This window comes from Paenibacillus sp. 05T425 (genome assembly GCF_056396205.1).
The window spans coordinates 490,943-515,909 of sequence record NZ_JBFTLA010000003.1 but is presented as its reverse complement, the minus strand read 5'-3'; the positions used below and the strand labels follow the sequence as shown (position 1 = coordinate 515,909).

Sequence of the window (24,967 nt, the reverse complement as noted above, 5' to 3'; positions counted from 1 at the left end):
ATATGCATACCTTGCTATCCTACCACGTTAAGTTATGCTGGTCAAACAAAACGCCTCCCCGTAATGGGGAGACGTTCATTATGGCGCTAGAGAAGATATTTGCTTCTCGGAGATGGCTTGCCATTCATCTGAGCCCTTCAGCTTAATGAAGAATAGAATCGGATATTTCCCGACAGATTCGAACTTGTACTCAATATCCTCCGTTGCATACCAGAAGTTATCGCTCTTTGGATTAACTGCTCCGCTCTGTATGACTCTCTCCTTGCCGCCAGGGTCGAATATAGATACCTTAACAGCCGTTATTTCAGCCTTCAAGTTATCGATCTGGGCGAACACCTTAAAGCTGCCTTGGAAACCTTTGTTGACGTTGCCGAAAACGTTATTGTTCCGGAAGAGGAACATATGCACATTTGGTTTGTCGACCGTAGCCCGCTTGCTTTGATTGTCCCACTCCACTATAGCTTGCATAGAAGATGCGATCTGCCGCAGCGGCAAATAAGTCTTGCCGTCTACGATAATTCCGCCGTCATCTTGATTTATGCCATTAATAATGACTCGTACCTTCTGAGTTGCAGCATCCGCGAACAGCATCGTTCCGCCCCATAGGGAGAGCAGCACCAACAGAACAATTATCTTTCTGAATCTCATCGCTGTGGACCTCCATCCGATTGCCTGGATGTAAGTTTATACTCACAGAGAAGTCCAAAGTTGCGGGGCCGCTTCATATTTTTTCATTGCTGCCTCAAAGCGCAATGCCTGTCGTCAGTCGCTGTCAAATGCTGTTGAAATATGCGCTTGCCTGGGAAATAGTCAGAAAATTAATTTTATTACCCGTAGGTTCTCGTAAGGACGCAAGGTACCCCTTTGCCAACGGCTCCCGGCTGCCGCATCCGATCCAAATAGCGCATCCCTCTTGTGCAAGGCGTCTTGCATACTGCACATGTATCGGACAACACAAGCTTATAATGATATTGTTTCCTCTCGCTCGCCGGTTTCTTTTTGGCTACTTTCCCTTTTCCTTTGCCTTTGCTCAACTTGGATGCACCCCTTCGATATTATCCATTCGCTCCTGCATTGTATGTAGAGAGGGGCAAATGTGCATCTACATTTGGCATCAACAAGTAATTTTTGGTACAGTAATGACATGAAGACGATGGAGGAATCATTATGTTTATTCAAATGGTTGGGACAGGTAGTGCTTTTGCCAAAAAATACGATAATAACAATGCCTTGATCGAAGCGGGAAGCTTTCGCTTGCTGCTGGACTGCGGCATTACGCTCCCTAAGGCGCTTCATCAAACAGACTTAACTTTCAATGATCTTGACGCCGTATTAATTAGCCATATCCATGGCGATCATGTTGGCGGGTTAGAAGAGCTTGCCTTTCAAATGATGTTTAAATATGGGCGTAAACCGGTTCTTTATATTGTAGAGGATATAATCGAACCTCTATGGGAGCAGACGCTTCGCGGAGGGCTTACGCAAGGTCCTCTGCAGACGCTGAGCGATTTTTTTGAAGTGCGAAAGCTTCATGCTGACCGTGAAACGGAGATTGCGCCAGGCTTAACGGTGCTGCCGATAGAAACGAAACATATCGAGAACAAGAAGAGCTACTCCTTCCTATTCAACCGCCGCTTCTTCTACAGCGCTGATATGCGTTACGACGGAGAACTGCTGCAGAGTCTCGTCAATGATGGGGTTGAGACAATCTATCATGATTGCCAATTGGAAACGCCGGCTGTCGTTCATGCAGGCATAGACGAGCTGATGACGCTGCCTGACGAGATCCAACAGAAAACGTGGCTCATGCATTATGGCGATTCGATGGAACAATTCATTGGCAAGACGGGTTCTATGCGATTTGTAGAGCAGTTGAAGCGTTACGAGGTATAACAAGATTTCCGCGTCCGTGTATGAGTGCGGTTTAAAGTTCGCATACTACTGGGCGGGAGGCTGATTACAATGGAACAGAATAACGGACAAGAAGAAGTAGTAGCCGTCAGAAAAAATGGCGATGGCAGTATCGTCGAATTCAAGCTTTCGTCTGGCAATGTGGTCGACTATCTAACTGCTCAGTCGATGGTCCGCAATAACGAGATCAACAACCTGCAATTGTTCCGTGGCCGCGACCATGAAGAGCACTTACGGTCGGTGCCTGACGGGCGCACAGATAATAATCTAGATAGTTTACCAACTTTCTAAGCGTTGATTGGTACGCATTGTATAGCGACGCAACAAAGAAGAACCGACTGACGTCGGTTCTTCTTTGTTTGATGGTGCATGCATGTATTGGATTAAGATGAATTTCATCGGACTTTACCTTTTCAGTGCTTTCTAGGGCCATCCTTCCCCAGTTTCCTTCTCCATATGAACTGCTCATCGTAAGCAAGCGAGTCGTCCTTCACAAACTTGGCGACACTTCCAATGACAATGCCGATAATCCCAAACATGCCAATCAGCCAAATAGCCAAATACGCATACTGCTCCGCCAACCGATACCGCCTCCTGCACGCTTTCTATATGTATACGCGGATCAGACCGGCTTTAGAATACGCATTCATAGGCATTTGCCAGTTATTATTAACCTCCCTAACAAACACCCAATCACTTTATAAACAGCCAACATACATTACAGAGTACTTTATGACAAGGAGGTGCATCGTATAATGTCTGGATTTGTAGGCGGCGCCTTCCACCACAACAACAACATCGGTTTTATCTTGGTATTGTTCATCCTGTTGGTTATTATTGCTTGTAGCTGCGGAGTAGTAGGCGGCTATGGAAAAGGCTGCTAATTAGTTCACACCACTGCAATAATAATGCAGTATAAGCATCGTGCATGAACGAAAGGGCTATCCTTAACGTCGTTAAGGGTAGCCCTGTTTGTTCCATTTGTAGTGATCAAACTTTTTCCTCGAAAAAAATGAATATTATGGTTGACTTCGGTTTTCGATCCTGATATATTATTAATTGTCGCTAATACAACCTGATCTGTTAGCTCAGCTGGGAGAGCACTATCTTGACAGGGTAGGGGTCAGTGGTTCGAGCCCACTACAGATCATACTAGAAGAAAACCGCGAAGCCTTATAAACACTAGGCTCGCGGTTTTTTCGTTTTGATTTCATCTTCGAACTCCGAGATAAGATGATCCCTGTTCACCAGTTATTAAACTCCAACTACGTAAATACCATCCTTGTATTCATTTTGTTACATTTTCAATCGCTTCGTTGACCCTAGCAAAAAAAGCCAATGCTTCTTTTTCCAGCTCAGGAGATAGATTATATTGAATAGCTGCTTTGTATCCCCCGTAAATATTAGCCATTACTCTAGAACGATCATGATTATCTAGCCCTTGCAGTCTTTCCCACAGCTCTATTACTTCCGCCATTTCCATATAACGTACGCTCCCTACTCATTTCTTTTTTCTACTAATTGAATATTGTGCGTTTAGCTTATCGAACGCGTTTGATGACACCTTATTACTATTCAATCCAGGTCTGCCGATTTCCTTCTACATGATTCCGCAACCGTTAATCTCCATCTTCTTCTTTGCCTCTCGTTGGCATCAAAGCTTACTGTCATTTGAATAGTTCTAGATAACGAATAGTACAAACTATTCCTTCATAAAGTTACTCTTGAAGATTAATGCTTAAAGGGAGATGCTGCCATTGTTAGATCAGGCATTTGTAGCTCGTTCTTTAGAAGAGGTTAGGTTTTGGTCTCGGATTATGAAAGAGCATTCACTATTTCTGAAATTGGGATTCCGTTGCGAGGATACTCAATTAATTAATGAAGCAAATCATTTCTATGCCATCTTTGAAGCAATCGAAAATAAGTCAAATGCATTTACGATCGGAACAGACCCAACTGTAATTAAACGTTTCAATGAAGAAGTGCATACGGCTGTTTCCTATATTTGGGCATTCAAAAGAAAAGTTCTCGGTTTAATATTGACGTGCCAGCTTCCAGGTGCAAACAACTTCCCTTTGTTAGTTGATCATGTGAGCAGAGAAGCTAATTATTTCAGAAATCGGTTGTCGGAATTAAATTTAGGTCGTTTGGAGCCTCTACCTGATGCTATTATCGACGAGAATGTTTTCTTCCTAAGAATTATGGCTGATCACGCCAAATTCATTAGCCATTTGCTTGATCCTTCTGAGCGGCAACTCGTGGAGCAAGCAAATAATTTTAGTCAAGAATTTGACACCTTGTTGTTCCAAGCAAAGGACTTGGAATCTATGCGGCCACAATCGCAAACTGTACCGTTGCTTGATCAATTTCTTGATCAAAATAGGGTCTCAGTTAAGTCCCTTCGTGACTTTAAGAGAACAGCTCGTGATCTAATTGAAGCCTGTCGTATAAAAAGTATCATTCATCCGTTATTGGCCGATCATGTATTTCGAGAAGCGGAACATTTCCTTGTTATAATCGACATGTTTGAAAATAGTCTGACAGGTAACAGTGCTTAATCACTGAGTCATATTTATTTACACAAACTAAAATAACCCCTTCACCATCTATCATGTAGATGATTCGGGGGTTATTTTTCCAAGCCTGCAAGGTTACATCAGGTGTTGATTAACGGCTGCCGCCGCTCAATTGTTGCTCAGCGATTTGGACAAGCTTCTTAGTGATGTATCCACCAACAGATCCAGCATCGCGAGTCGATAAGTTGCCATTGTATCCGTCTTGGGAGAACTGCACGCCTAGAGATTGTGCTGCTTCCATTTTCAACTGATTGATGGCTTGTTTCGCTTGTGGTACAACCAAGTTGTTTGAACTGCTCGAATTTTGGTTAGCCATGTATGCTCACTCCTTTCTTGGATGTGAGGTTATTTTGTGATGGATCTTGGTTATATATACATCGCATTAAAAAAAAATTTTAATGATCTCTTTCCGGATATGTTGTTCCACATAATTTTGAAATCAAAACTGCCTATAGATGCAACAATAACCGTATATTGCACGTCAAATAAGTGCTGCAGCAAATCATAAATGAGGTGATTCGATGAAGAAGAAATCTTTACTGACGTTCACAATAATAGCCGTGTTGCTCCTTGCGCTCGGACAAACTGTGTGGGCATTTAAGGATGTTAAGAACGACCCGAATGAAGCGAAAATCGCAGAGCTTAAGAAGCTTGGGTTGTTGAGCGGCGTTGGTCAAAGCGATAACTTCGATCCTAAAGGGAATCTAACTTACGCCGCAGGTATTTCCCTAATCGTCAAAAGCTTGGATCTTAACTTGGACCATGTCCGTTTCATCAGAGCTCCCAAAGCGACGGATTCATTTCCGAATTTGAAGGATGATGTGTGGTATTCCCAATCATTCATTATCGCTGCATTCTATAGTCTTGAAGTTCCGAAGACGGTTAAAGCAGGCGACATCATGACAAAAGAGCAATTCGCGCATCACCTGTTCAAAGCAATTTCCATCAAAGGCGACTATGCCTTTATAGAGATTTTCCTCATGCTCGAGGATCAAGCAGACGTTAATCCGTCTTACTCGGACAGCATTCAGAAGCTCCTCATAAGCAAAATCGCGCAGCTCGACAGCTCGAACAAGTTCTATCCGAAGCAGCCGATTTCACGCAGCGAAGCAGCAGGCTGGGTGTATGACAGCATTCAATTCGTCAAGAACACGGAGCCGGTTATTACACCAGAACCAACGCCAGATCCGATTATTGATGCGAAGCTTTCTGTAACACCAGTTAACGGAGACGTGAACAAAGTAACCGTAACAGCTCAGGTGCCGCATCCAGGCTATGGCGTTCGGATTGCGTCCATCGTATTCGAAGGGAAGCAAGCCATCATAAGACTTGAAGCAACGCAGCCAGATCCGGACAAAATGTATCCTCAAGTCATTACGGATGTTCAAGTATCCACTTATATTGATGCAGCTTATGAGCCCGTTATCGGCAGCTCTGAAGGCGGCGGTACTTCGGGTAATGAAGGTGTTAGCTCCAGCGAGGGCTTCCCGATTTCCGAATAATGTCGAAAAGGCTTCTCCCGCAATCCGATATGTGCATCGGATCGCGGCGAGAAGCCTTTTTGATAAAATATTTAGAAAACAAAACTTTCCTGAGTCGCCTCTGAGTGGTTTGGGATTTGCCAATCGATCTCCGCGCTCCCTATGCTTGATAAGAAGGCATTCGTCTGCGAGAATGGTTTGCTGCCGAAGAAGCCTTTGCGCGCCGCTAATGGGCTTGGATGAGGCGAAGCGATGATAAGATGCTTGTCCGCTTGTATATTCGCAGCTTTCGCTTGAGCATGATTTCCCCAAAGGATGAATACAACCGGTGCCTCGCGTTCATTCAGCGCTTCAATGACTGCGTCCGTGAAGCTCTCCCATCCGATTCGCTGATGCGAATTAGGCTTGCCCTCATCCACGGTCAGTACCGTATTGAGCAGCAGAACGCCCTGCTCTGCCCAGTGCTCTAAGCAGCCATGATCAGGTATCGGACAACCGATGTCAGCCTGAAGCTCCTTATAAATATTTTGAAGGGAAGGCGGCGTCTTTACACCTTTTCTTACCGAGAAGCTTAAGCCATGCGCTTGACCCTCCCCATGGTAAGGGTCTTGCCCGAGGATTACGACTTTTACTGATTCATAAGGTGTATAGTGAAGGGCGTTAAATATATGTTCTTTGGCCGGATACACGATTTCATTGTTATACTTTTGCTCGAGAAGAGCCAGCATCTGCTGAAAATAAGGTTTCTCCAGTTCCTGTTCCAGCCGCTGAGCCCAGTCGTTATTTAGCTCGAAGCTCATTCGTATGCACCTCCAACTTTGTTCAAAACTGCTTAAAACCAACAACTAGTCGTCCCATAATTCATCCATTAATTTCTTCACGGCATTTTGACGTGCTTCTGTCGCTTGATTATCTGTCTTCCACAAAGCTCCGCATAGCTCAACAACATCGCCTATTTGCACGCTGTCCTCCACTTGATCTCTTCGAACATCCTGCATCTGTCCGTCAATTTCAATGATGACATATTCACCTTCAAAGCGATCAACAATTCCACTCATGCAAAAGCGCCTCCACATGTAACCTTATTCGCAAGCAATCCCATCACCGTCACGGTCAAGCTTAGCATTATAACCAGGGTCATCTTTGCGAATGGGCGCTTTGCCCGCTTCCCTGACCGCTGCACAGCTCTCAAACACGCTCTGCTGGGTGAGCTTATCGCTTGCAGTGTCGGTTGCCTTCGCATCGACTAAACTGTCTGTATGAGCAATCTGAAGCGAAGTACCGTCTGAAACGAATAGAATGTTTCCCAACTGATCCGTACGATATACTTCTGTACCTTGTTTCTTAAGCCTACCCAGCACCTCGTTCGTAGGGTGGCCGTAGTTGTTCGTCCCCGACTGGATAACCGCATACTTCGGCTGAATCTTCTTCAACCATTCAGAAGAGGTTGACGAGTTAGAGCCATGATGACCAACAAGCAGCACATCTGCTTTTAAGCTGACGCCAGACTTCATGATATCGTTCTCGCTCTCCGCTTCTGCATCGCCGGTTAGAAGAAAAGAATGCTTCCCGAAGCTTAGCTTTACGACCGCACTCATTTCATTCGTATCCTCATAGACGGATACAGGCGCGATCATGAGAACCTCGACATCCTGCTCCCATTCTAGCGACAACCCGGCTTTCGCCGTAGAGATCTTTAACGACTTCTCCTTAATCGCCGTCAGTACATCTTCGAATGTCTTTGTATTGGACTGAACCTTCGGCATATAGATCTTACCTATATCGAAATGGCGAATGACCGCATCCAAACCGCCAACATGATCCGCATCGGGATGCGTGGCGATCAATATATCGATTTTGTTTATCCGCTGACTTTGGAGGTATGCGACTATCTTCGCTTCTTCGCTATTATTCCCGCCATCGATAAGAATGGTTTTGCCCTTCGGACCTATAATAAGCTGTGATGCGCCTTGTCCGACATCAATGAAATGAACGCTCAGCTTGCCAGCCGTATCCACCACCTCGTCATTGTTCGCAGGTGCAATCTGGCAGGCAGGCAATAGTATCAAAATGATGCCCATTAACAAGCAAAGCACTCGTGTTTGTAATCTCGTCATTCCTGTCTCCTCGTCTCTACTGCTTGTCTAACCCTTTCAAGAAATAAGACAGCCTGATCTCAACCTCTTCTACCAAAACATCTTTAATTCGTGAATCACGTTCAAACTTCCATTTCTCGTAGTATTCCGGTTTCATATAAACGTAAGTATTGTAGGAACCCATCTTGAACGAAACTTTATACCCTTCGAACTTGCCGCGCGACATGCCTGCTCACGATCCTTTTCATATGGTAATGAATGAATGCCTTCTCTCTTCTTATTATACTATCTCATATTGTCATAGGTTGTCACCAAACAAATGTTCGACAAATATCTCTATCAATAAAAGACATCTATCAAGAAAAAACTCCCTCTTCTCAGCTGCGGTTCACAGATAAGAAAAAGGAGTTTTATGTACGTCAATCATATAGTCCGATAAAGGATGCCGAGGACGGGAATCGAACCCGTACGGTGGTCACCCACCGCAGGATTTTAAGTCCTGTGCGTCTGCCAGTTCCGCCACCCCGGCATGTGTGTAAAAAAAGCTTGCAAATGGTGGGCCCTGAGGGACTCGAACCCCCGACCAATCGGTTATGAGCCGACCGCTCTAACCAACTGAGCTAAGGGCCCTCGAAAAACGCCGGTTGACGTTGAGATCGAAAGGTTGGTTGCGGGGGCAGGATTTGAACCTGCGGCCTTCGGGTTATGAGCCCGACGAGCTACCGGGCTGCTCCACCCCGCGACGTAATTCCATTTGTTAAAAAAGCTTTTTTTGAAATGGCGACATCAATTAATATACTATATATGCATATTTCAAGTCAAGCAAATTATTCTAATTTTCTTCAGAATCTTTTCTAGCCGATCCCGTTTTATGGTAAGAACCTTACTCCGTAACGTCCCTTGCGCGATTTGAATACTTCAACCTCACGCGGACATTCGTAGCCGTATACCCACCAATCGTTCTCCATCCTCCTTACAAGGCATCCCGCTTGGAATTTGGTCTCGTACAAACGCACCCAGTATACCCACCTCATATTGATTCCTCCTACTGTTCGCGATCTCCTGCGTTTTTCTATTCTGCAAGCGTGCTTGTAGCCATAGAATACCCCAAAATCGGAAATTCTTATCTTTTCATGCATTCGGGTATACTTGAATCATAAGATCTTTTCAGGAGGCTGGTGGACATGAAATATGGCATTGCGGTTTTTCCCGATAAAAAGGTGCAGGAAGCTGCCGATCGATTACGAATTAGACATGACCCTCATTATTCGCTGATCCCCGCCCATCTGACTGTTCGTGAGGCTGAATCGTGGAGTGATGAGAAGCTGGCTGCAGCGATCGCTCATCTGGAAGCTGTATCAACCGCCCTATCACCCTTTACGATTGCTTTCAATCGGGTATCCTCCTTCTTCCCGGTCAGTCATGTGCTGTATATGGCGCTGGAAGACCCTTCACCGATGGTTCAGTTGCATCAACAGGTTTGCACCGGTCCGCTCGCGTTGGAAGAGCAGCGTTACGTCTACACGCCTCATTTGACGTTAGCCCAGCAACTGACAGCCGATGAGCTGTACGATCTATACGGCAATTGGCGAATGAACAAGGTGAACCTCACCTCCACGATCGAGAAGCTGACCTTATTACAGCAATCAGACAAAGGGACATGGAAACAATTACGAGCCTTCGACCTCAAAAAAACATAAAGAGAAGCCTGCACACGACGCAAAGTCGGATGCAGGCTTCTCTACTTTCTTATTATTGCTTAACCCATGGGCATAGGCCGAGAGATGCCGCCGTCACCCATGCCGCCGGTAGGATCGGTCTTCAGCTTCTCAAGCGTAGCATTGCCGCGCGTCTCCCACTCGGCGAGTGCTTCCTTAACCGTCTTCTCTTCGGTAAGCACTTGTTGGAACAATTCGTATCCAGGTGACTGGGCTTCCCAAATGCCCGGTTTCTCGCGGTAAATCTTCTCCTGATCGGAGCTTACAGGAGGAAGCGGTTTAAGCGTCGTGAATGCATCCATGTTGTACTGCAAACCGCCGATCGGCGTCAAGAACTCTTTGCGCGCAACCATTTCGTACAAGCTTCTCGATTTCAGCTTCGCCCATTCCTTGCCGTTCGTGAACTTAATGAAATCCCAAGCGCCATCCGGATTTTGCGCTTTCGCGTTAATGCCCATTAGCGAGCTCAAGTAGATGTTGCCGCCTACGTCAGGGTTGCCAGGGAACGTAGGAACCGTAACGACATCCCAATCAACCGGAGTGTAGTCTTTGACCTTCGCCGCGTTATCCGAAGCTTTCTTCAGTTCGTTAATATAGTAGTACTCGCCAATCGTCATTGCGACTCTGCCTTTGATGAACAGATCGCCATAGAATGGATCGTTGCCGCCTTCTGCGCTAATCTTTTCATTCATTTGTTGAACGAATTCTTGCGTTGGAACGATCTTCTCTTTATAAAGATCCGCTACCGTCTGCCATACTTCCGCCCATTGATCGCTGTTAACGAGCATTTTCTCTGCTTTATCGTCCCACATTTTCAATTGAAGCGCGTTAGCATACGTTTGCGTGTCGCTAAAGCCGTCATTCGACCAACGGTTGAACGAGAAGCCGAAGTTGCGGTCTTCGCCTTCGCCTTTTGCTACTTGACGAGCAAGCGACAAGATTTCGGACCATTGCATTTTATCGGTTGGAGGCGTAACGCCAGCATCTGTGAATAGCTTCTTATTATAGAAAAGTGCCGAAGAACTGAATGTTGGCGTCAGTGCGTAAATATTGCTGTCGCCTGCCGCTTTGATGCCGTCAATAACGGTCTGAACATAATCCGTTAGATCGAATTTGTCCTGTTGAATGAGCGGATCAAGCTGTTGGAGCAGATTATCCTGCGTCATACGGCGGAGCAGGTTGTAGTCGAAGATCATGACGTCAACCGGATTCTGGCCAGTCAGCAGTTCTTTCACTTTCTCATACGTATCCGGTTGTTCCGTAACAGGTTTCGAAGAATCCTGCGATTCAAAACGCTGATCATCATAATTGATCGCGCCGACGATCTCGAACGTTACGTTCGGATTCATCATCTCGAACATATCCGTATATTGCTGGCGCATATAAGGCTCATTGTCCGAGCCGCCATACATGACACCAATTCGCAGCACTGATTTCTCCGCAGACTTATCGGAAGATCCACTGCATCCAACCAAGACGCCGCCGAGCAAAACAAGCGACATACTAACTCCAACCACTTTACGCAAAGGCAATTTTGCTAACTTATTCATTCGATTTAACCCCCCAATGATTTAGGCGGAGTAATAATAATCCGCTCTCCGTCAAACTCCATCGTTGCTTTGTCTTTAATGTTGAGCGCCGTCAAATATTCTTTTGGCACTTGCAAACGTCCGACACGGTCTACAACGACATACGCTTCATGTACCGTCTGCAGCCCGCTTGCTGCCGGAAGCTCTGCCTCACCTCCACCTAGAGTAATGTTCGGATTGCGTTTAATGAATTCGGTACTCGTAAGACCATCACGGATGGCGACGACACGGTCCACCTTGCCGGCTAGCGTCAAGTCATGCGTTACGATGACGACCGTAATGCCAATCTCTCGATTGAGCCGCCGGAATATGCCCATGATCATATCGGAGGTTGCCGTATCTACCGAGCCTGTCGGCTCATCGGCTAACAGCAGCTTCGGGCGGTTAGACAACGAGATGGCTATAGCCACCCGCTGTTGCTCGCCCCCTGAGAGCTGATGCAGCTTGTTATGCATACGATCCTTGAGCCCTACCCAATCAAGCAGTTGCTTCGCGTAGGCGCGATCGACTTTGCCCGAGAGCATCATCGGCATTTCAACGTTCTCTAGTGCGGATAAGTAGGGCAGCAGATTGCGGGCATTATTTTGCCAAATGAAACCAACCGTCTCACGCTTGTATTGCACGGTTTCTTCTTCCGTAATCTTAAGCAGATCCCATGGCCCTACCTTCACTTGGCCGGCGGAGGGGCGGTCAAGGCCGCCCAATATGTTCAGCAATGTTGACTTGCCGCTGCCGCTGTTGCCGATAATCGCCATCAGCTCTCCATCTTCCACCTTCAGGTTCAACCCTTGAAGCGCGACGACCTCGAGATCGTCTGTTTTGTAAATCTTGACAAGTCCTTCGCAATCGATCATCGCTTAACGCTCCTCTCCCATTTTGACCGCTTGATGCACTCTCAGTCTGCGGATATGGAGGAACAGCAGCAAAGCGCCGATCAACATCATGAATCCGACGACAAAATAGAGCTGATTCGTATCGTCCGAGTTGAAAATAACCCGGAACGGCGGAACCGTTTCTGCAACGTTCTCGGTTGTTTGCAGGAAAGGCAGGAAGAGCAAGCTGACCGACTTGCCTATTAGAACACCTAGCCCAATCGCTAGACCTGCCGTAAAGATTTGCTCGAGCAGCAGCATTCCCGTCAATTGCTTGCGCGACAGCCCCATTGCGCGAAGTACGCCGAATTGAACGGCACGGCCTGATAAGTTGAAGAACCAATATAAGACGTAACCAGCGAGCGTAATGATGACGGAGACCAGGAAGCCTAAGCTTAATATCCCGAATACGCCGCCTCTAGTAGGAAGCTTCGATTGAGAGATGAGCTCTGTGCGCACATCCTTAACCGACGCGAGTCCAACGCCTGCTTGCTGAAGTGATTCAATAATGGGCGCAACCTTCGCGTCCGGCTTCATCTTCAGCCATACCTCATAAGGGATAAGAGGTAATTGATCGTAAATATAATCCAAATTGGCAATTACAAAAGGCGATTTGTCCGGATATTGCGTCGGCCAATACGGTATTATACCGGCTACTGTAAATTCCAGCATCCCGTCCGTAAAGCCAACGGATACGATATCGCCGAGTTTCAGCTGATATTGCTCGGCTACGCCGGATGGAATAAGCGCCCCGTGCTCGTATTTGCCTAAGTTGTTCAAGTACTGGAACGGATGCGCTGGGAACAGATCATCACGGAACCAAGCAACTTTAGAGAAATCAACGTTGTCAATGCCCATTACGGTGCCTTGACCAACCGATTTGCCCGAAATAACGATATTGCCTTTGGTCTGCATGACTCGAGCGGCAGCTTCTACACCCTCCAGCTTGCGAAACAGCTCGAACGGAGGTTCGCTATACAGCGTACGAGTCGGTGTCGTTTGTCCGCCACCGCCACCGCCACCGCCTCCACCGTTTCCGCCGCCTCCATTGCCTCCTCCGTTACCTCCACCGCCAGAGCCCCCGCCATTACCGCCGCCGTTATTTCCTCCCGACGTCGTAATTTCGGTCGTACCTTCCCATACGGTCTGAATAATGACATCCGAGCCGTATTTATAAAGCGTACGCTCCGTCGAATTGAGATCAATCGTTCTGGCCGCCGAAGCATTATATACACCTAGCCCTAGCGTAAGAACGAGTAAAATCATAAGCGGATAATAACCTTTGGATGAACGAGACAGCTGTGTCAGCGTCAAGTAAATCGGTACGGGCAAGAACTTGCGTCCTAGCCAGTTGAACAGCTTAAGCAGCCAAGGAAACAGCCTCAAGCAGAATAGTCCAAGTGCGAATATGGCTAGCGCCGGCACGAAGAACAGGAACGGCTGAACATTAAGCTGATCCGTTGTCATACCGGTCTGGAACGTCAGCATTTGACGTTCATTGAATAGATACCAGCCGTAACCGGCTAGACCAAGCAGCAGTACATCAAGGAACCATCGCTGCCATCCCGGCTGACGATCGGAGCGCGCAAGCTGCTGCTTGTAGTTAACGATAGAGGCGCGGGCATAAATAACGGCCGGTATAACTGTCGCCAATATCGCAATAAGCACTGCCGCAGCGCCGGCGATAATCGCCTCTGTCGAGAAACCTACCGGAATCGACTTACGGCTAACGAAGGATAGGAATCCGTTCGCCGAGCCGATACTCTTCGCCATGAACCAACCGATGAATGGACCGGCAGCGAGCGAGAGACCTCCGAGTATAAGTCCTTCAAGCAGGTAGATCCATATAATCTGCCTCGTTCCCGCTCCGCGGCTGCGAAGCACCGCAATGTCGCTCCGTTGCTTGTCGAGCGATTGTCGAGCATTCATCGCGATGAAGAAAAAGACCATCGCAAGCATCGGCGCAGCAAGCGTGAACAGCAAGGTTTGAAGCTGCAAGCTCTGCTTCTTGAACTCAGTCAGCGTGGAGGCAAAGGAAATATCGACCCTTGTATCCTTCAATCGCTGGTAGAGCTCTATATTCAATCGATCCAGCGTCCGACCAAGTGGCGAAAGCTGACTCGTCTGAATCTCCGATAGATTGAAAGCATAATACCAGCTTGCATTATGAAGCGGGATACCGTGCTTCTCAAGCAGCGTCTTAGTGAACGCCTGCTCGCTGATTTGGAACGTATTCAGCAAGCCTTCCAAGCCTTGATACCAGTAAGGGTCTGTATCGAGCAGCGGCTTAACCGCCCCTACGATCTTCACCCGCAGCGTCAGGTCTAGACCGCCGTATACCGGATATTCGAATACATCTCCGATATGTACATCATTGCGATACATCGCTTCCTCGAGCATGACGGCCTCAAGGATCTCGCCGTCGCCCTCGCTATTCGTGAACCATCTGCCCTGCGTCAGCTCGGTCTTCGACTCAAGCTCCGACATCGTCATTATCGTAAGCTGGCGATTACGTCCCGCATCCACCTTCGTGGGATCCTCAGGTACGACGTCGCCGCTTCGAATCGAATAGCCGGTTACGTACGTGCCGAACGGAAATCCAATCTCCTTCGGCACATCCTCGGTAATATAACGTTTCAGCTCCGATAACGCCGCTAAATCCGTTTTTCCGCCTGAGGGTGATTGATACCGCATGAGCAGCGATCCGGCAGGAAGGCCAGAGCTCTTCTCCTGCAGCGAATCAGCAACAACTCGCTTAAGCGCGCCGTCCGCGTACATCGGTATACTGGTCGCAAACGCGACCGCCAAGGTCAGCCCCGCCAGCGTGCTTAACGTAAGCCAGCGCGTGTTCCACATTTTGCGGAACAAAAAACGAAACAACGGAATCCCCATCAGCTATCGACCTACAACTTTCTGCCCCGGCGTAAGACCTTGCAGAATCTCGATCTGCGTAGCCGTCTGCTGCCTTACCTCGACGTCCACTTCACGCTTTCCTTCAGCATCGACAACTTGCACATAGGTGCGCGAACCGATTGAACGAAGGGCAGAAGGAGGAATAACGATCGCGTTTTCCGTCCGATTCGTAATAATACTGATCGACAGCGGTGCGCCGCGATTAAGCCCTTTAGGCAAATCAGCTACACTCACGATCAAGAAGTCTTCGGGCCGCTCGGGCTTCGTCTCCCCAGGTTGACCGCCGCCATTGTTATTTTCTTCGGCTTTAACGGGAAGCGTCTTTACTTTCCCTTTGAAATTGCCGATGCTGTTCATGTTAACGACCGCTTCCATACCCGGCGCCACTTTCTCCAGTTCCGTCTTGGACAGCTTCGCTGCCGGCGTCATTAGCGCCGTATCCGCTACGATGGCAATCGGCGCATACGCCTTAATGAGATCACCTTTCTGAACGTTCAAGGTCACGATAGTTCCTCCGAATGGAGCAACGAGCGTCGCTTTCGCGATCTCCTCTTCCATATCGACGAGCTTCTGTCTCTTCTCCTCGAAAGCGATCTGACGCTCTTCGAAATCCGTAGGATCCATCTCATCGCGCGTGCGAAGCAATTCCTTCATTGCGATTTCTTCTTTCTTGAAGCTTAAACGCTCCAGCCGAAGCGACTTCGTCAGCTCATCGACGTCAAGCTCGCCAATGACTTGACCCGCCTTCACCGTGTCGCCGGCCTTAATATACAGTTCTTTCAGGTTTTTACCATCCAAAGTAAAAAATAAGGTCTCTTCCTTCAAAGAAATAAGCTTGCCAATGACCTGCACCTTTGTTTCCAAAGTAGCTGTTGTCACCTCGTACTCCGGTTTCTTGGAAATTTGAGGCGGTGCGATTTCCGGCAGCACCTCTTCTTCCGGCTCCTTCGGCAGCAGCGAGCATCCGCTCGCAAAAACTAGAGATACACTCATTAAAGCAATGACGGACCGCTTAAATAAACTTACCGTCAACCATTTCGTAGACATGGTCGGCAACCTCCAAAATCGTAGGATCATGTGTAGTCATACATATCGTGACTTGTTCAGTGCGAATAATGTTTTGAAAGACGGCCATAATTTGCGCGGACATTCCGGAATCAAGCTCTGCCGTCGGTTCATCAGCCAGCAGAAGCATCGGCTTGTGAGCAATAGCCTTCGCTATGGCTACGCGCTGCTGCTCGCCGCCTGACAGCTCGAACGGCCTATGGTGCATACGCTTCTCCAGACCGACCAGCTCCAGGCACTGGGCTACACGTTCCTTCCACTCCGCACGAGGCGTTCCAGCCATCCGAAGCGACAGTTCAACGTTCTCCCAAGCCGACAAGAGGGGCATAAGCGCGAAAGCTTGGAATATAAATCCCATATGCTTGCGTCGTACGAGCGTGCGTTCATTATCACTCATGCGATGGAACGGCATCCCGTTAAACCATATTTCACCCGAGCTCGGCTGATCGAGACCGCCAAGACTATTGAGTAGCGTCGTTTTGCCAGAGCCTGAGCGGCCCCTAAGCATGACAAGCTCACGTTCCTTGAGCTCCATGTTGATCCCCTTCAATACGCGTAGCGGCGCACCTCCAACTAGAAACTCACGCTCCACCTGGCTCACGGTCAGCAGTTTCCTCGGTTCGTCGCTTGGTGCGGACTGCTGCTCTACTTCTCGTTCTACTTCCTTAGAAATTGCCATTTGCGCTACTCATACCTCCCCCTTGTAAGTCTAAACCCCATGCATAAAAACCATGAAAACGATTGGTAAGACTTTCATAATTCTCATCTTACATGATAGACGTAGGACGTGCTCAAAAAGTTACGACTTTTTTCGGGTAAGTTTTTATAACTTTTCAATATGAAAAAAAGAGCTGCATCCAGCGGCATATGCTGCTCGCCAAAACAACTCTTCCTTCCAATACTACAGCTTAAATTTGCTTACACCATTGTTCAAAATATTCACAAGCCCCGAGAGCTGCTCGGCTGTAGAAGCAATATTCTCAACCAATGCCAGCTGCTCCTCCGTGGCTGCCGCCACTTGCTCGGTTTTCGTCATATTCATGGAAGCTGTTGCAGCGGCCTGCTCCATGGATGCGTTCACCTGCTGAGAGCTCGCCGACATTTGTTCCGTTATAGCAGAGTTCTCGTGCAGTTGTTCCGTCATCTGACTAATGGCATCTACGATAACTTCCAGGCTTTGGCGAATATCCGTTACCCGTTCAGCGCCGGCACCGAAGCATTCTTTCGTTTGGGCCATATAGGTCGATGCACCGTCGATCTCCGCGCGAGTGACGGATACGAGCTGATGAATACCGTCAGCCGATTCCAACGAGCTAGCTGCCAGCTTACGAATTTCCGAGGCGACAACCGCGAACCCTTTGCCATGCTCACCCGCACGCGCTGCTTCAATCGAAGCATTTAGCGACAAAATATTCGTTTGGTTGGAGAAAGACGTAATGTTTTCGGCAATCGCGCCGATCTGTTTCGAACGATTCTCTAACGAGACGATCGTTCCAGACAAATTCTCGATCGCTGTCTTGATTGATTGCATCTGTTCGATTAAACGTTCAAGCGCGTTTTTACTCTGATCAACCTGCTGGGAAGTCGACGTCGAATGCTCCGCAAGCGATGCTGTATTCTCGGCTATCCGTTGTATGCCGATCGTCATTTCTTCTATTGCTTTGGACGTTTCCTCGGAACCGCGGGCTTGGATCTCCGAACCGTTCGCTACCTCTTGAATGTTGAGCGCGACATGATTCGCTGCATCCTCCGATTCTTTGGACGCCGTCGTAAGATGCGCAGAAGATTCGGTCACTTCTTTCGCGTGATCGACAATACCTCCAATAAGCCGCTGCAACATGCCTATCATCTGATCAACTGATTGATTGATATCGCCCAACTCATCCTTGCTATACTTCGCGTCTGCTTTTACTGTCAAGTCAAATTCCGTAACTCTTCTCGTCTTCGATACGACGTTGTTGACCGTTCTCATAATCTTCCGAACGGTAATGAAGACCATAATGATCGATATGATCGTCACAACTATGATCCCGATGAAGGTAGTGAGTAAGCTAGTTTCGAGCTCTTCATCCATTTCGGTAATGTTGATTTCCGCATATTTCTCAACATTTTGTCCGATCTCATCAATGCCCGTACGACTCGCGAGGAATCCGTTATCGACCTCATCATTATGAATTTGGTTGACATTGTTCGCAGCCGATTCCGTCACTAGCTTGGACCATGCGCCGAAGTTGACCGCGAGTTCCTTGGACAATTCGTCAACCGAACGACCGCTGTCCCCGTATGTATAGCTCCCAACTCCTGTATCTGCCAGCTTCAGTTTCGCTTCCGTCAATCGATCGCTCGCTTGCTTCAGATTTCCGGAAATCTCTTCGCTCGCCGTTTTTTTATCCGCTTCGTCAAGCGATCCCGATTCCAATCGCAAGTATGCTGTATACGCTTGATACATATCTCTGTCGGCGTTAAGAATTAGCCTATCCACATTGCTCGCCGTATCATAAATTTCAAGCTTCATTTCTTCAAAACTCTTTTTTTGCTGGTCAAGTAAAAAAATGCTCGTGAATACGTAAAGCACAAGAGGCACAGCTGCCAGCAACGCAAGCCTCGCGAGTACAGTAAATCTCATTATTATTCCCGCCCCTTCTCTATTCGAATAAACCTACTTCCTTATTTATCGGGGAGAAACGTCGATTTCAAGAGGGCTTCGACAAAAAATTGTAAATTTATTTTGTTATTTTATCTCTATCCACAGTATTGGAGTCACACAAAAAAAACACGCCGGCTTGCGGCGTGTTCATCCTTGTATTTCACAGCATATGGTTACTTGCCGAACGATTGCGGATCATTGCGCCACGCTTGCAGCGCATCTACATCGGTCTCGTCAACTTTGCCGACATCGACAGCTGCTTGAATTAGCGCGCTATAGTTGGACAATGTTTGCAGCGGCACGTTCTCAGCTGCGAAGGCTTGTACGGCCGATTCGAATTGGTAAGTAAAGATAGCAAGCACTGACTGTACTTCAGCTCCTGCTTCACGAACAGCAAGCGCTGCTTTCAGCGAGCTTCCGCCTGTGGAAATAAGATCCTCGATAACGACAACTTTTTGACCAGGCACGATACGGCCTTCGATTTGGTTTTGCTTGCCGTGACCTTTCGCTTTATCGCGAATGTAGGCCATCGGCAGGTTCAGCTTTTGCGCTACCCATGCCGCGTGCGGAATGCCTGCAGTCGACGTACCCGCAATAACCTCGGTGTCCGGGTATAGCTCGCGTATAAGAGTTGCGAAGCCTTCTGCGATCAGATCACGGATCTCAGGGTAACTCATTGTGAGACGATTGTCGCAATAGATTGGCGACTTGATGCCTGAAGTCCATGTGAATGGATCGTTCGGACGAAGTGCTACCGCCTCAATCGCAAGCAAGCTCTTTGCGATCGTCTGCGGCAATTCCGTTAATGTTACTTTACTCATAAGCTACCAGCTCCTCAATGATGGATTCAAGCGCAGCGCGCGGTGACGGCGCTGCTGTAATCGGGCGTCCGATGACCATATAGTCAGTACCTTGACGTAGCGCCTCGCTTGGCGTCATAATGCGCGATTGATCGTTCACGTCAGCGCCGATAGGACGAATGCCTGGCGTAACAGTCTTGAACGAAGCGCCGCATGCAGCCTTGATCGCTTCCACTTCGGAAGGGGAAGCGACAACGCCATCAAGTCCGGACGCTTTCGTCAGCTTCGCGTAACGAAGCACAGCCTCCTCGACTGTTCCAGCTATGCCGATCTGTTCGTTCAGTGTAGTTTGGTTCGTGCTTGTTAGTTGCGTAACCGCAATAACGGTCGGCTTTCTCATGCCGCTGCCAAGCGCCGCGTCGACGCCTTCCAGTGCTGCCTCCATCATCGCCCCGCCGCCAGCTGCGTGGACATTGAACATATCTACGCCAAGCTTCGTTACGCTGTTTGCTCCGCCTTTGACCGTATTCGGTATATCATGCATCTTTACGTCAAGGAACACGTAATACCCGCGCTTCTTCAAGCTCTCTACGAAGGACGGCCCAGCCGCGTAGAATAGTTGCATGCCTACCTTCATGTAACAAGGAATGCCTTGCAGCTCTGCGATCAACTTCTCTGCCGCAGCAGCTTCGGGATAGTCGAGCGCTACCATAATGCGGCCAGCCGCCTGCTCTCTTGTCAGCTTCATTGTAATCATCCTTTCTATTCTTAAAGCTTACATGTGCATAATAAACGGCCATACGCACGGATCTAGCAAGCCTTAGGGGGAAGATGACTCATCCTCCCCAGCCTGCCAAAAATCCGTTAACGCTGGCCGTGCTTATGTGCCCTGCTTAAGGGCTAATTGGTTTAAGGCAATTACTTCTGCAGAACCGGCATAGCATGCGACGAGAAGTTGATTGTCTCAAGCATGCGAAGCAATGCGCGGACCGTATCGAGCGACGTCATGCAGACGACGCCGTTCTCTACCGCTTCGCGGCGGATACGGAAGCCATCGCGCTCAGGTGTCTTGCCTTTCGTAAGCGTGTTGACTACGAAGTGCGCATGGCCTTCGCGAATGAGGTCGAGAATGTTCGGCGAACCTTCGCTCAGCTTGTTCACATGCGTTACGACAAGGCCTGCTTCTTCAAGCGCTGTTGCCGTACCGCCTGTTGCGTAGATTTTGTAGCCGATATTATAGAAGCCGCGGAGCAATTCTGTTGCTTCTTCTTTGTCCTTGTCCGCTACCGTTGCAATGATCGCGCCGGAAGTAGGGATTTTCATGCCTGCGCCGATAAGTCCTTTGAAGAGCGCCTTCGCATATTGCACATCGCGGCCCATAACCTCGCCAGTCGACTTCATCTCTGGTGTCAATGTAGGGTCAACGCGGCGAAGCTTCGCGAAGGAGAACACCGGCACTTTAACCGATACGTATTCGTCCTCAGGCCACAGACCGTCCGTGTAACCAAGATCAGCCAGCTTCGTGCCCATGATTGCTTTAGTAGCCAGGTTAGCCATTGGCAGGTTGGTCACTTTGCTTAGGAACGGAACCGTACGCGACGAACGCGGATTAACTTCGATTACATACACTTTATCTTGATGAATAACGAACTGGATGTTTACAAGTCCAATGACTTTAAACTCTTTGGCAATCTTAATCGTAATGTCGATAATTTGCTGTTTGATGTCATCCGACAACGATTGCGGAGGGTATACCGCGATCGAGTCACCGGAGTGAACCCCTGCGCGCTCTACATGCTCCATAATGCCCGGGATCAGAACGGTCTCGCCGTCGCAGATCGCGTCAACTTCGGCTTCCTTGCCCAGCATGTAACGGTCGATCAGTACCGGATGCTCCGGATTGATCTTAACGGCTACTTCCATGTAGCTGAGAAGCTCTTCATCGGAGTATACGATCTCCATCGCGCGTCCGCCAAGTACGTAGGACGGGCGAACAAGTACCGGATAACCGAGCTTCTGCGCAGTTACTACAGCTTCGTCTACCGAAGTTACCGTGCTGCCTTCAGGCTGAGCGATATCCAGCTTGCGAAGCAGCGCTTCGAACTTCTTGCGGTCTTCCGCAGCATCGATGCTCTCCAGGCTGGAGCCCAGAATGCGAATCCCTGCTTTAACGAGCGGAGCTGCAAGATTGATTGCAGTCTGACCGCCGAATTGAACGATAACGCCGATTGGCTTCTCTTGTTCAATGACGTTCATGACGTCTTCGAAGAACAGCGGCTCGAAGTACAGTCGGTCGGATGTACTGAAGTCTGTGGATACAGTCTCCGGATTGTTGTTGATAATGACTGCTTCGTAGCCTGCTTTCTGAATAGCCCATACAGCATGTACCGTCGAGTAGTCGAACTCGATGCCTTGGCCGATACGGATCGGACCAGAGCCGAGTACAAGCACCTTCTGCTTGGACGTTTCCGTTACTTCGTTCTCTACTTCATATGTCGAGTAGTAGTACGGCGTTGTAGCTTCGAATTCTGCCGCGCACGTATCTACCATTTTGTATACAGGCTTAAGGTTGTGCTGCAAACGGAATGCGCGAACGTCTTCTTCCGTCGTATGGCTGCCGTTCGGGAATCCTTCACGGCGAATTTCGGCAATGGAACGGTCCGTGAAGCCTTTGCGCTTCGCTTCATACAAAGTCGGGTACGAAAGCGTCGATTCGCTGCGCATACGATCCTCGAAGGCGACGATCGATTGGATTTTATCCAAGAACCACCAGTCAATGTTCGTAAGGTCTTGAATTTCTTGCAGAGCATAGCCGCGGCGGAATGCTTCCGCTACGAGGAACATACGCTCGTCGTCCGGCTTCGCCAGGCGCGTACGGAGTACGGATTCCTCAAGGGACGAAGCTTCCTTCAGGTGGATGCGATGTGCACCGATCTCAAGCGAACGAACCGCTTTGTGAATCGACTCTTCGAAAGTACGGCCGATGGCCATAACTTCGCCAGTCGCTTTCATTTGCGTGCCGAGCTTACGGTTCGCGTTAACGAACTTGTCGAACGGCCAGCGCGGAATTTTCGATACGATATAGTCGAGCGTTGGCTCGAAGCAAGCGTAGGTTTGACCGGTTACCGGGTTAACCAATTCGTCAAGCGTATAGCCTACTGCGATCTTAGCTGCCATCTTCGCGATCGGGTATCCTGTCGCTTTGGAAGCAAGCGCCGAGGAACGGCTTACGCGCGGATTAACTTCGATGACATAATATTGATAGCTTTGCGGATCAAGCGCGAACTGTACGTTACAGCCGCCTTCGATGTTCAAAGCGCGAATGATCTTAAGCGATGCCGAGCGAAGCATTTGGTACTCGCGGTCGGACAGTGTTTGGCTTGGCGCTACGACGATACTATCGCCTGTGTGTACGCCAACCGGGTCGAAGTTCTCCATGTTGCACACAACGATACAGTTATCGTTGGCGTCGCGCATAACTTCGTATTCGACTTCTTTCATGCCGGCAATCGATTTCTCGATCAGACATTGGCTGATCGGGCTGTAACGAATACCCGATGCAACGATCTCGCGCAGCTCTTCTTCGTTCGCGCAGATGCCGCCGCCTGTTCCGCCCAGCGTGTAGGCAGGACGAACGATAATCGGATAACCGATCGAGTTAGCGAATGCAACCGCATCTTCTACTGTCGTAACGATGTCGCTGTCCGGTACAGGCTGTTCCAGCTCGCGCATCAAGTCACGGAACAAGTCGCGATCTTCCGCTTTCTCGATTGCTGTAAGCTGCGTGCCGAGCAGCTTCACGTTCTCGCGTTCGAGAACGCCGGCGCGTGCCAGCTCAACCGCCATGTTAAGGCCGGTCTGTCCGCCCAGTGTCGGCAGCAAGCCGTCAGGACGCTCTTGACGAATGATTTGGGATACAAAATCAAGCGTAATCGGTTCGATGTATACTTTGTCGGCCATGTTCGTGTCCGTCATGATTGTAGCCGGGTTGCTGTTAATAAGGACAACCTCATATCCTTCTTCTTTCAGCGCTTGGCAAGCTTGAGTACCTGCGTAGTCGAATTCCGCCGCTTGTCCGATGACGATCGGGCCGGAGCCGATTACGAGAATCTTTTTGAGTTCATTATTTTTGGGCATACTGAAGCTCTCCTTTCAACGTCTCCGATAACACAGCTTGACGGCGTTTTTGTGGGTTAGTTATTTTGTGCGTACGGATCATTTCCAGGAATTCATCGAACAGATAGCTGGAATCGAATGGACCTGGCGCCGCTTCCGGATGGTATTGCACCGAGAAAGCTGGGAAGGTGTTATGCTTCAAGCCTTCGATTGTCCGGTCATTGTTGTTGATATGCGTAACAACTAGCGGCGTTCCTTGGATAGACTCTTCAAGAACGGTGTAGCCGTGGTTCTGCGATGTAATGTAGCAACGGTTCGTAGCAAGCTCTTTCACCGGGTGGTTGCCGCCGCGATGGCCGAATTTCAGCTTCGTTGTATCAGCGCCGCAAGCGAGTGCGAACAATTGATGTCCAAGGCAGATGCCGAAGATCGGGAATTCGCCGAGCAGCTCGGAGATCATTTTAACCGCGTAAGGAACGTCTTTCGGATCCCCAGGGCCGTTCGATAATTGAATGCCGTCCGGAGCAAGGCGACGAATCTCGTCAGCCGTCGTGTTGTGCGGAACAACAACTACGTCGCAGCCGCGTTGCGTCAGCTCGCGCAGGATGCCGCTTTTCGCGCCGAAGTCAACAAGAACGATACGCTCGCGGTTGCCTGGGCTTGAAAACACGTTTTTCGTTGATGTGCGTGCTACTTGATCCGTCATCAGCTTCGACACATTCAGGCGTTCAGCCAGCTCTTCGATGCGCTCGTTGCCAGTCGTGATAAGGCCTTTCATTGTGCCGTAATGACGCAGCTTGCGAGTAAGCATCCGCGTGTCGATGTCGTGAATGCCTGGAATGCCGTATTCCTTGAGCAGCTGCCCAAGCGAATATTGCGCGCGCCAGTTGCTTGGCACCGGTTCATGGCGACGTACGACGAAGCCGTGAATGAAAGGACGAATCGACTCGAAGTCGTCGCGCGTAATGCCATAGTTGCCGATGAGCGGATACGTCATCGTAACGATCTGTCCGCAGTACGAAGGATCGGACAATACCTCTTGGTAACCCGTAATTCCTGTATTAAAAACAACCTCGCCCGTCATTTGCGCTTCGGCGCCGAACGAAAGACCCGTAAACAATGTTCCGTCTTCCAACAATAATCTTGCTTGCATCCGTATTCACTCCTCAGGTGTTGAATCGTT

At 48.8% G+C, this 24,967-nt stretch carries 26 protein-coding genes and 4 tRNA genes; 7 read left to right on the top strand and 23 right to left on the bottom strand.

All coding sequences use genetic code 11. The features are described 5' to 3' along the window. Positions 1-78: 78 nt before the first annotated feature. Positions 79-648, bottom strand: a complete 570-nt coding sequence (locus AC1DF0_RS09040) for a stalk domain-containing protein (protein WP_477573705.1) — start codon at positions 646-648, stop codon at positions 79-81. Positions 649-827: 179 nt separating this feature from the next. Further along, on the bottom strand, positions 828-1,034 hold the full coding sequence (locus AC1DF0_RS09035; protein WP_337098691.1) for a hypothetical protein: 207 nt from the start codon (positions 1,032-1,034) through the stop codon (positions 828-830). 127 nt (positions 1,035-1,161) lie between these two features. Here AC1DF0_RS09035 and AC1DF0_RS09030 point away from each other — a divergent pair, with 127 nt between their 5' ends. Both AC1DF0_RS09030 and AC1DF0_RS09025 read left to right on the top strand, forming a co-directional pair. Beyond that, the gene (locus tag AC1DF0_RS09030) at positions 1,162-1,893 is read left to right on the top strand and encodes an MBL fold metallo-hydrolase (RefSeq protein WP_477573723.1); all 732 of its coding nucleotides are present in this window, start codon (positions 1,162-1,164) and stop codon (positions 1,891-1,893) included. A gap of 69 nt (positions 1,894-1,962) precedes the next feature. Further along, positions 1,963-2,202 carry a DUF3892 domain-containing protein gene (locus tag AC1DF0_RS09025; protein ID WP_442052780.1) on the top strand — a complete coding sequence of 80 codons (240 nt, stop codon included), beginning with the start codon at positions 1,963-1,965 and terminating at the stop codon, positions 2,200-2,202. 122 nt (positions 2,203-2,324) lie between these two features. On the opposite strand, the gene AC1DF0_RS09020 is transcribed toward AC1DF0_RS09025, so the two are convergent. Then, entirely contained in the window at positions 2,325-2,492 is a 168-nt protein-coding gene (locus AC1DF0_RS09020) for a hypothetical protein (protein ID WP_337098689.1), read from the bottom strand. Between the two features lie 174 nt (positions 2,493-2,666). Here AC1DF0_RS09020 and AC1DF0_RS09015 point away from each other — a divergent pair, with 174 nt between their 5' ends. Continuing rightward, positions 2,667-2,795, top strand: coding sequence for a YjcZ family sporulation protein (locus AC1DF0_RS09015; protein WP_442052781.1), 129 nt, complete (start codon positions 2,667-2,669; stop codon positions 2,793-2,795). Between the two features lie 193 nt (positions 2,796-2,988). Continuing rightward, positions 2,989-3,061 (top strand) — tRNA-Val (locus AC1DF0_RS09010). A gap of 138 nt (positions 3,062-3,199) precedes the next feature. Here AC1DF0_RS09010 and AC1DF0_RS09005 read toward each other — a convergent pair. Further along, a complete protein-coding gene (locus tag AC1DF0_RS09005) occupies positions 3,200-3,394 on the bottom strand; it encodes a hypothetical protein (RefSeq protein ID WP_442052782.1) in 195 nt (64 codons plus the stop codon). 265 nt (positions 3,395-3,659) lie between these two features. Between AC1DF0_RS09005 and AC1DF0_RS09000 the strand changes: the two genes are divergently transcribed. Continuing rightward, entirely contained in the window at positions 3,660-4,469 is an 810-nt protein-coding gene (locus tag AC1DF0_RS09000) for a DUF2935 domain-containing protein (protein ID WP_477573704.1), read from the top strand. Between the two features lie 109 nt (positions 4,470-4,578). Here AC1DF0_RS09000 and AC1DF0_RS08995 read toward each other — a convergent pair whose 3' ends face one another. Further along, positions 4,579-4,803 (bottom strand): alpha/beta-type small acid-soluble spore protein, encoded by a 225-nt coding sequence (locus AC1DF0_RS08995; RefSeq protein ID WP_337098675.1) that lies wholly within the window; start codon positions 4,801-4,803, stop codon positions 4,579-4,581. Between the two features lie 205 nt (positions 4,804-5,008). Here AC1DF0_RS08995 and AC1DF0_RS08990 point away from each other — a divergent pair, with 205 nt between their 5' ends. Next, positions 5,009-5,989, top strand: a complete 981-nt coding sequence (locus AC1DF0_RS08990) for an S-layer homology domain-containing protein (RefSeq protein ID WP_477573703.1) — start codon at positions 5,009-5,011, stop codon at positions 5,987-5,989. 71 nt (positions 5,990-6,060) lie between these two features. Here the strand turns inward: AC1DF0_RS08990 and AC1DF0_RS08985 are convergent, their stop codons facing one another. From AC1DF0_RS08985 to AC1DF0_RS08950, 8 genes are all read right to left on the bottom strand, one after another. After that, on the bottom strand, positions 6,061-6,768 hold the full coding sequence (locus AC1DF0_RS08985; RefSeq protein WP_477573702.1) for a uracil-DNA glycosylase: 708 nt from the start codon (positions 6,766-6,768) through the stop codon (positions 6,061-6,063). Positions 6,769-6,813: 45 nt separating this feature from the next. After that, positions 6,814-7,026: a DUF3006 domain-containing protein gene (locus tag AC1DF0_RS08980; protein WP_477573701.1), complete on the bottom strand. Its 213-nt coding sequence runs from the start codon at positions 7,024-7,026 to the stop codon at positions 6,814-6,816. Between the two features lie 24 nt (positions 7,027-7,050). Beyond that, complete coding sequence (locus tag AC1DF0_RS08975) at positions 7,051-8,085, bottom strand: MBL fold metallo-hydrolase (RefSeq protein WP_477573700.1); 1,035 nt, start codon at positions 8,083-8,085, stop codon at positions 7,051-7,053. A 16-nt stretch (positions 8,086-8,101) separates the two neighbouring features. Further along, positions 8,102-8,290, bottom strand: coding sequence for a hypothetical protein (locus tag AC1DF0_RS08970; RefSeq protein WP_477573699.1), 189 nt, complete (start codon positions 8,288-8,290; stop codon positions 8,102-8,104). A 217-nt stretch (positions 8,291-8,507) separates the two neighbouring features. After that, positions 8,508-8,593: transfer RNA gene (locus AC1DF0_RS08965), tRNA-Leu, on the bottom strand. Positions 8,594-8,617: 24 nt separating this feature from the next. Then, positions 8,618-8,694: transfer RNA gene (locus tag AC1DF0_RS08960), tRNA-Ile, on the bottom strand. 35 nt (positions 8,695-8,729) lie between these two features. Further along, positions 8,730-8,806 (bottom strand) — tRNA-Met (locus tag AC1DF0_RS08955). A 127-nt stretch (positions 8,807-8,933) separates the two neighbouring features. Beyond that, a complete protein-coding gene (locus tag AC1DF0_RS08950) occupies positions 8,934-9,098 on the bottom strand; it encodes a hypothetical protein (RefSeq protein WP_337098657.1) in 165 nt (54 codons plus the stop codon). Between the two features lie 150 nt (positions 9,099-9,248). Here AC1DF0_RS08950 and AC1DF0_RS08945 point away from each other — a divergent pair, with 150 nt between their 5' ends. Continuing rightward, positions 9,249-9,764: a 2'-5' RNA ligase family protein gene (locus tag AC1DF0_RS08945; RefSeq protein ID WP_442051646.1), complete on the top strand. Its 516-nt coding sequence runs from the start codon at positions 9,249-9,251 to the stop codon at positions 9,762-9,764. 59 nt (positions 9,765-9,823) lie between these two features. Here the strand turns inward: AC1DF0_RS08945 and AC1DF0_RS08940 are convergent, their stop codons facing one another. From AC1DF0_RS08940 to carA, 10 genes are all read right to left on the bottom strand, one after another. Continuing rightward, positions 9,824-11,332 carry an ABC transporter substrate-binding protein gene (locus tag AC1DF0_RS08940; protein WP_477573698.1) on the bottom strand — a complete coding sequence of 503 codons (1,509 nt, stop codon included), beginning with the start codon at positions 11,330-11,332 and terminating at the stop codon, positions 9,824-9,826. A 5-nt stretch (positions 11,333-11,337) separates the two neighbouring features. Next, a complete protein-coding gene (locus tag AC1DF0_RS08935) occupies positions 11,338-12,225 on the bottom strand; it encodes an ATP-binding cassette domain-containing protein (protein ID WP_475820420.1) in 888 nt (295 codons plus the stop codon). 3 nt (positions 12,226-12,228) lie between these two features. Beyond that, positions 12,229-15,135, bottom strand: a complete 2,907-nt coding sequence (locus tag AC1DF0_RS08930) for an FtsX-like permease family protein (RefSeq protein ID WP_442051643.1) — start codon at positions 15,133-15,135, stop codon at positions 12,229-12,231. A gap of 3 nt (positions 15,136-15,138) precedes the next feature. Next, complete coding sequence (locus AC1DF0_RS08925) at positions 15,139-16,203, bottom strand: efflux RND transporter periplasmic adaptor subunit (protein ID WP_477573697.1); 1,065 nt, start codon at positions 16,201-16,203, stop codon at positions 15,139-15,141. Next, the gene (locus AC1DF0_RS08920) at positions 16,169-16,900 is read right to left on the bottom strand and encodes an ABC transporter ATP-binding protein (protein ID WP_442051641.1); all 732 of its coding nucleotides are present in this window, start codon (positions 16,898-16,900) and stop codon (positions 16,169-16,171) included. Before AC1DF0_RS08920 ends, AC1DF0_RS08925 begins: the two co-directional genes overlap by 35 nt. Positions 16,901-17,122: 222 nt before the next feature. Further along, complete coding sequence (locus AC1DF0_RS08915) at positions 17,123-18,847, bottom strand: methyl-accepting chemotaxis protein (protein WP_442051640.1); 1,725 nt, start codon at positions 18,845-18,847, stop codon at positions 17,123-17,125. Between the two features lie 194 nt (positions 18,848-19,041). After that, the gene (gene pyrE / locus AC1DF0_RS08910; protein WP_442051639.1) at positions 19,042-19,689 is read right to left on the bottom strand and encodes an orotate phosphoribosyltransferase; all 648 of its coding nucleotides are present in this window, start codon (positions 19,687-19,689) and stop codon (positions 19,042-19,044) included. Next, complete coding sequence (gene pyrF / locus AC1DF0_RS08905) at positions 19,682-20,416, bottom strand: orotidine-5'-phosphate decarboxylase (RefSeq protein ID WP_477573696.1); 735 nt, start codon at positions 20,414-20,416, stop codon at positions 19,682-19,684. The genes pyrE and pyrF overlap by 8 nt, the downstream gene beginning before the upstream one ends. 170 nt (positions 20,417-20,586) lie before the next feature. Continuing rightward, positions 20,587-23,805, bottom strand: a complete 3,219-nt coding sequence (carB, locus tag AC1DF0_RS08900) for a carbamoyl-phosphate synthase large subunit (RefSeq protein ID WP_477573695.1) — start codon at positions 23,803-23,805, stop codon at positions 20,587-20,589. Further along, on the bottom strand, positions 23,792-24,937 hold the full coding sequence (carA, locus tag AC1DF0_RS08895; RefSeq protein ID WP_442051636.1) for a glutamine-hydrolyzing carbamoyl-phosphate synthase small subunit: 1,146 nt from the start codon (positions 24,935-24,937) through the stop codon (positions 23,792-23,794). Before carA ends, carB begins: the two co-directional genes overlap by 14 nt. Positions 24,938-24,967: the final 30 nt, after the last annotated feature.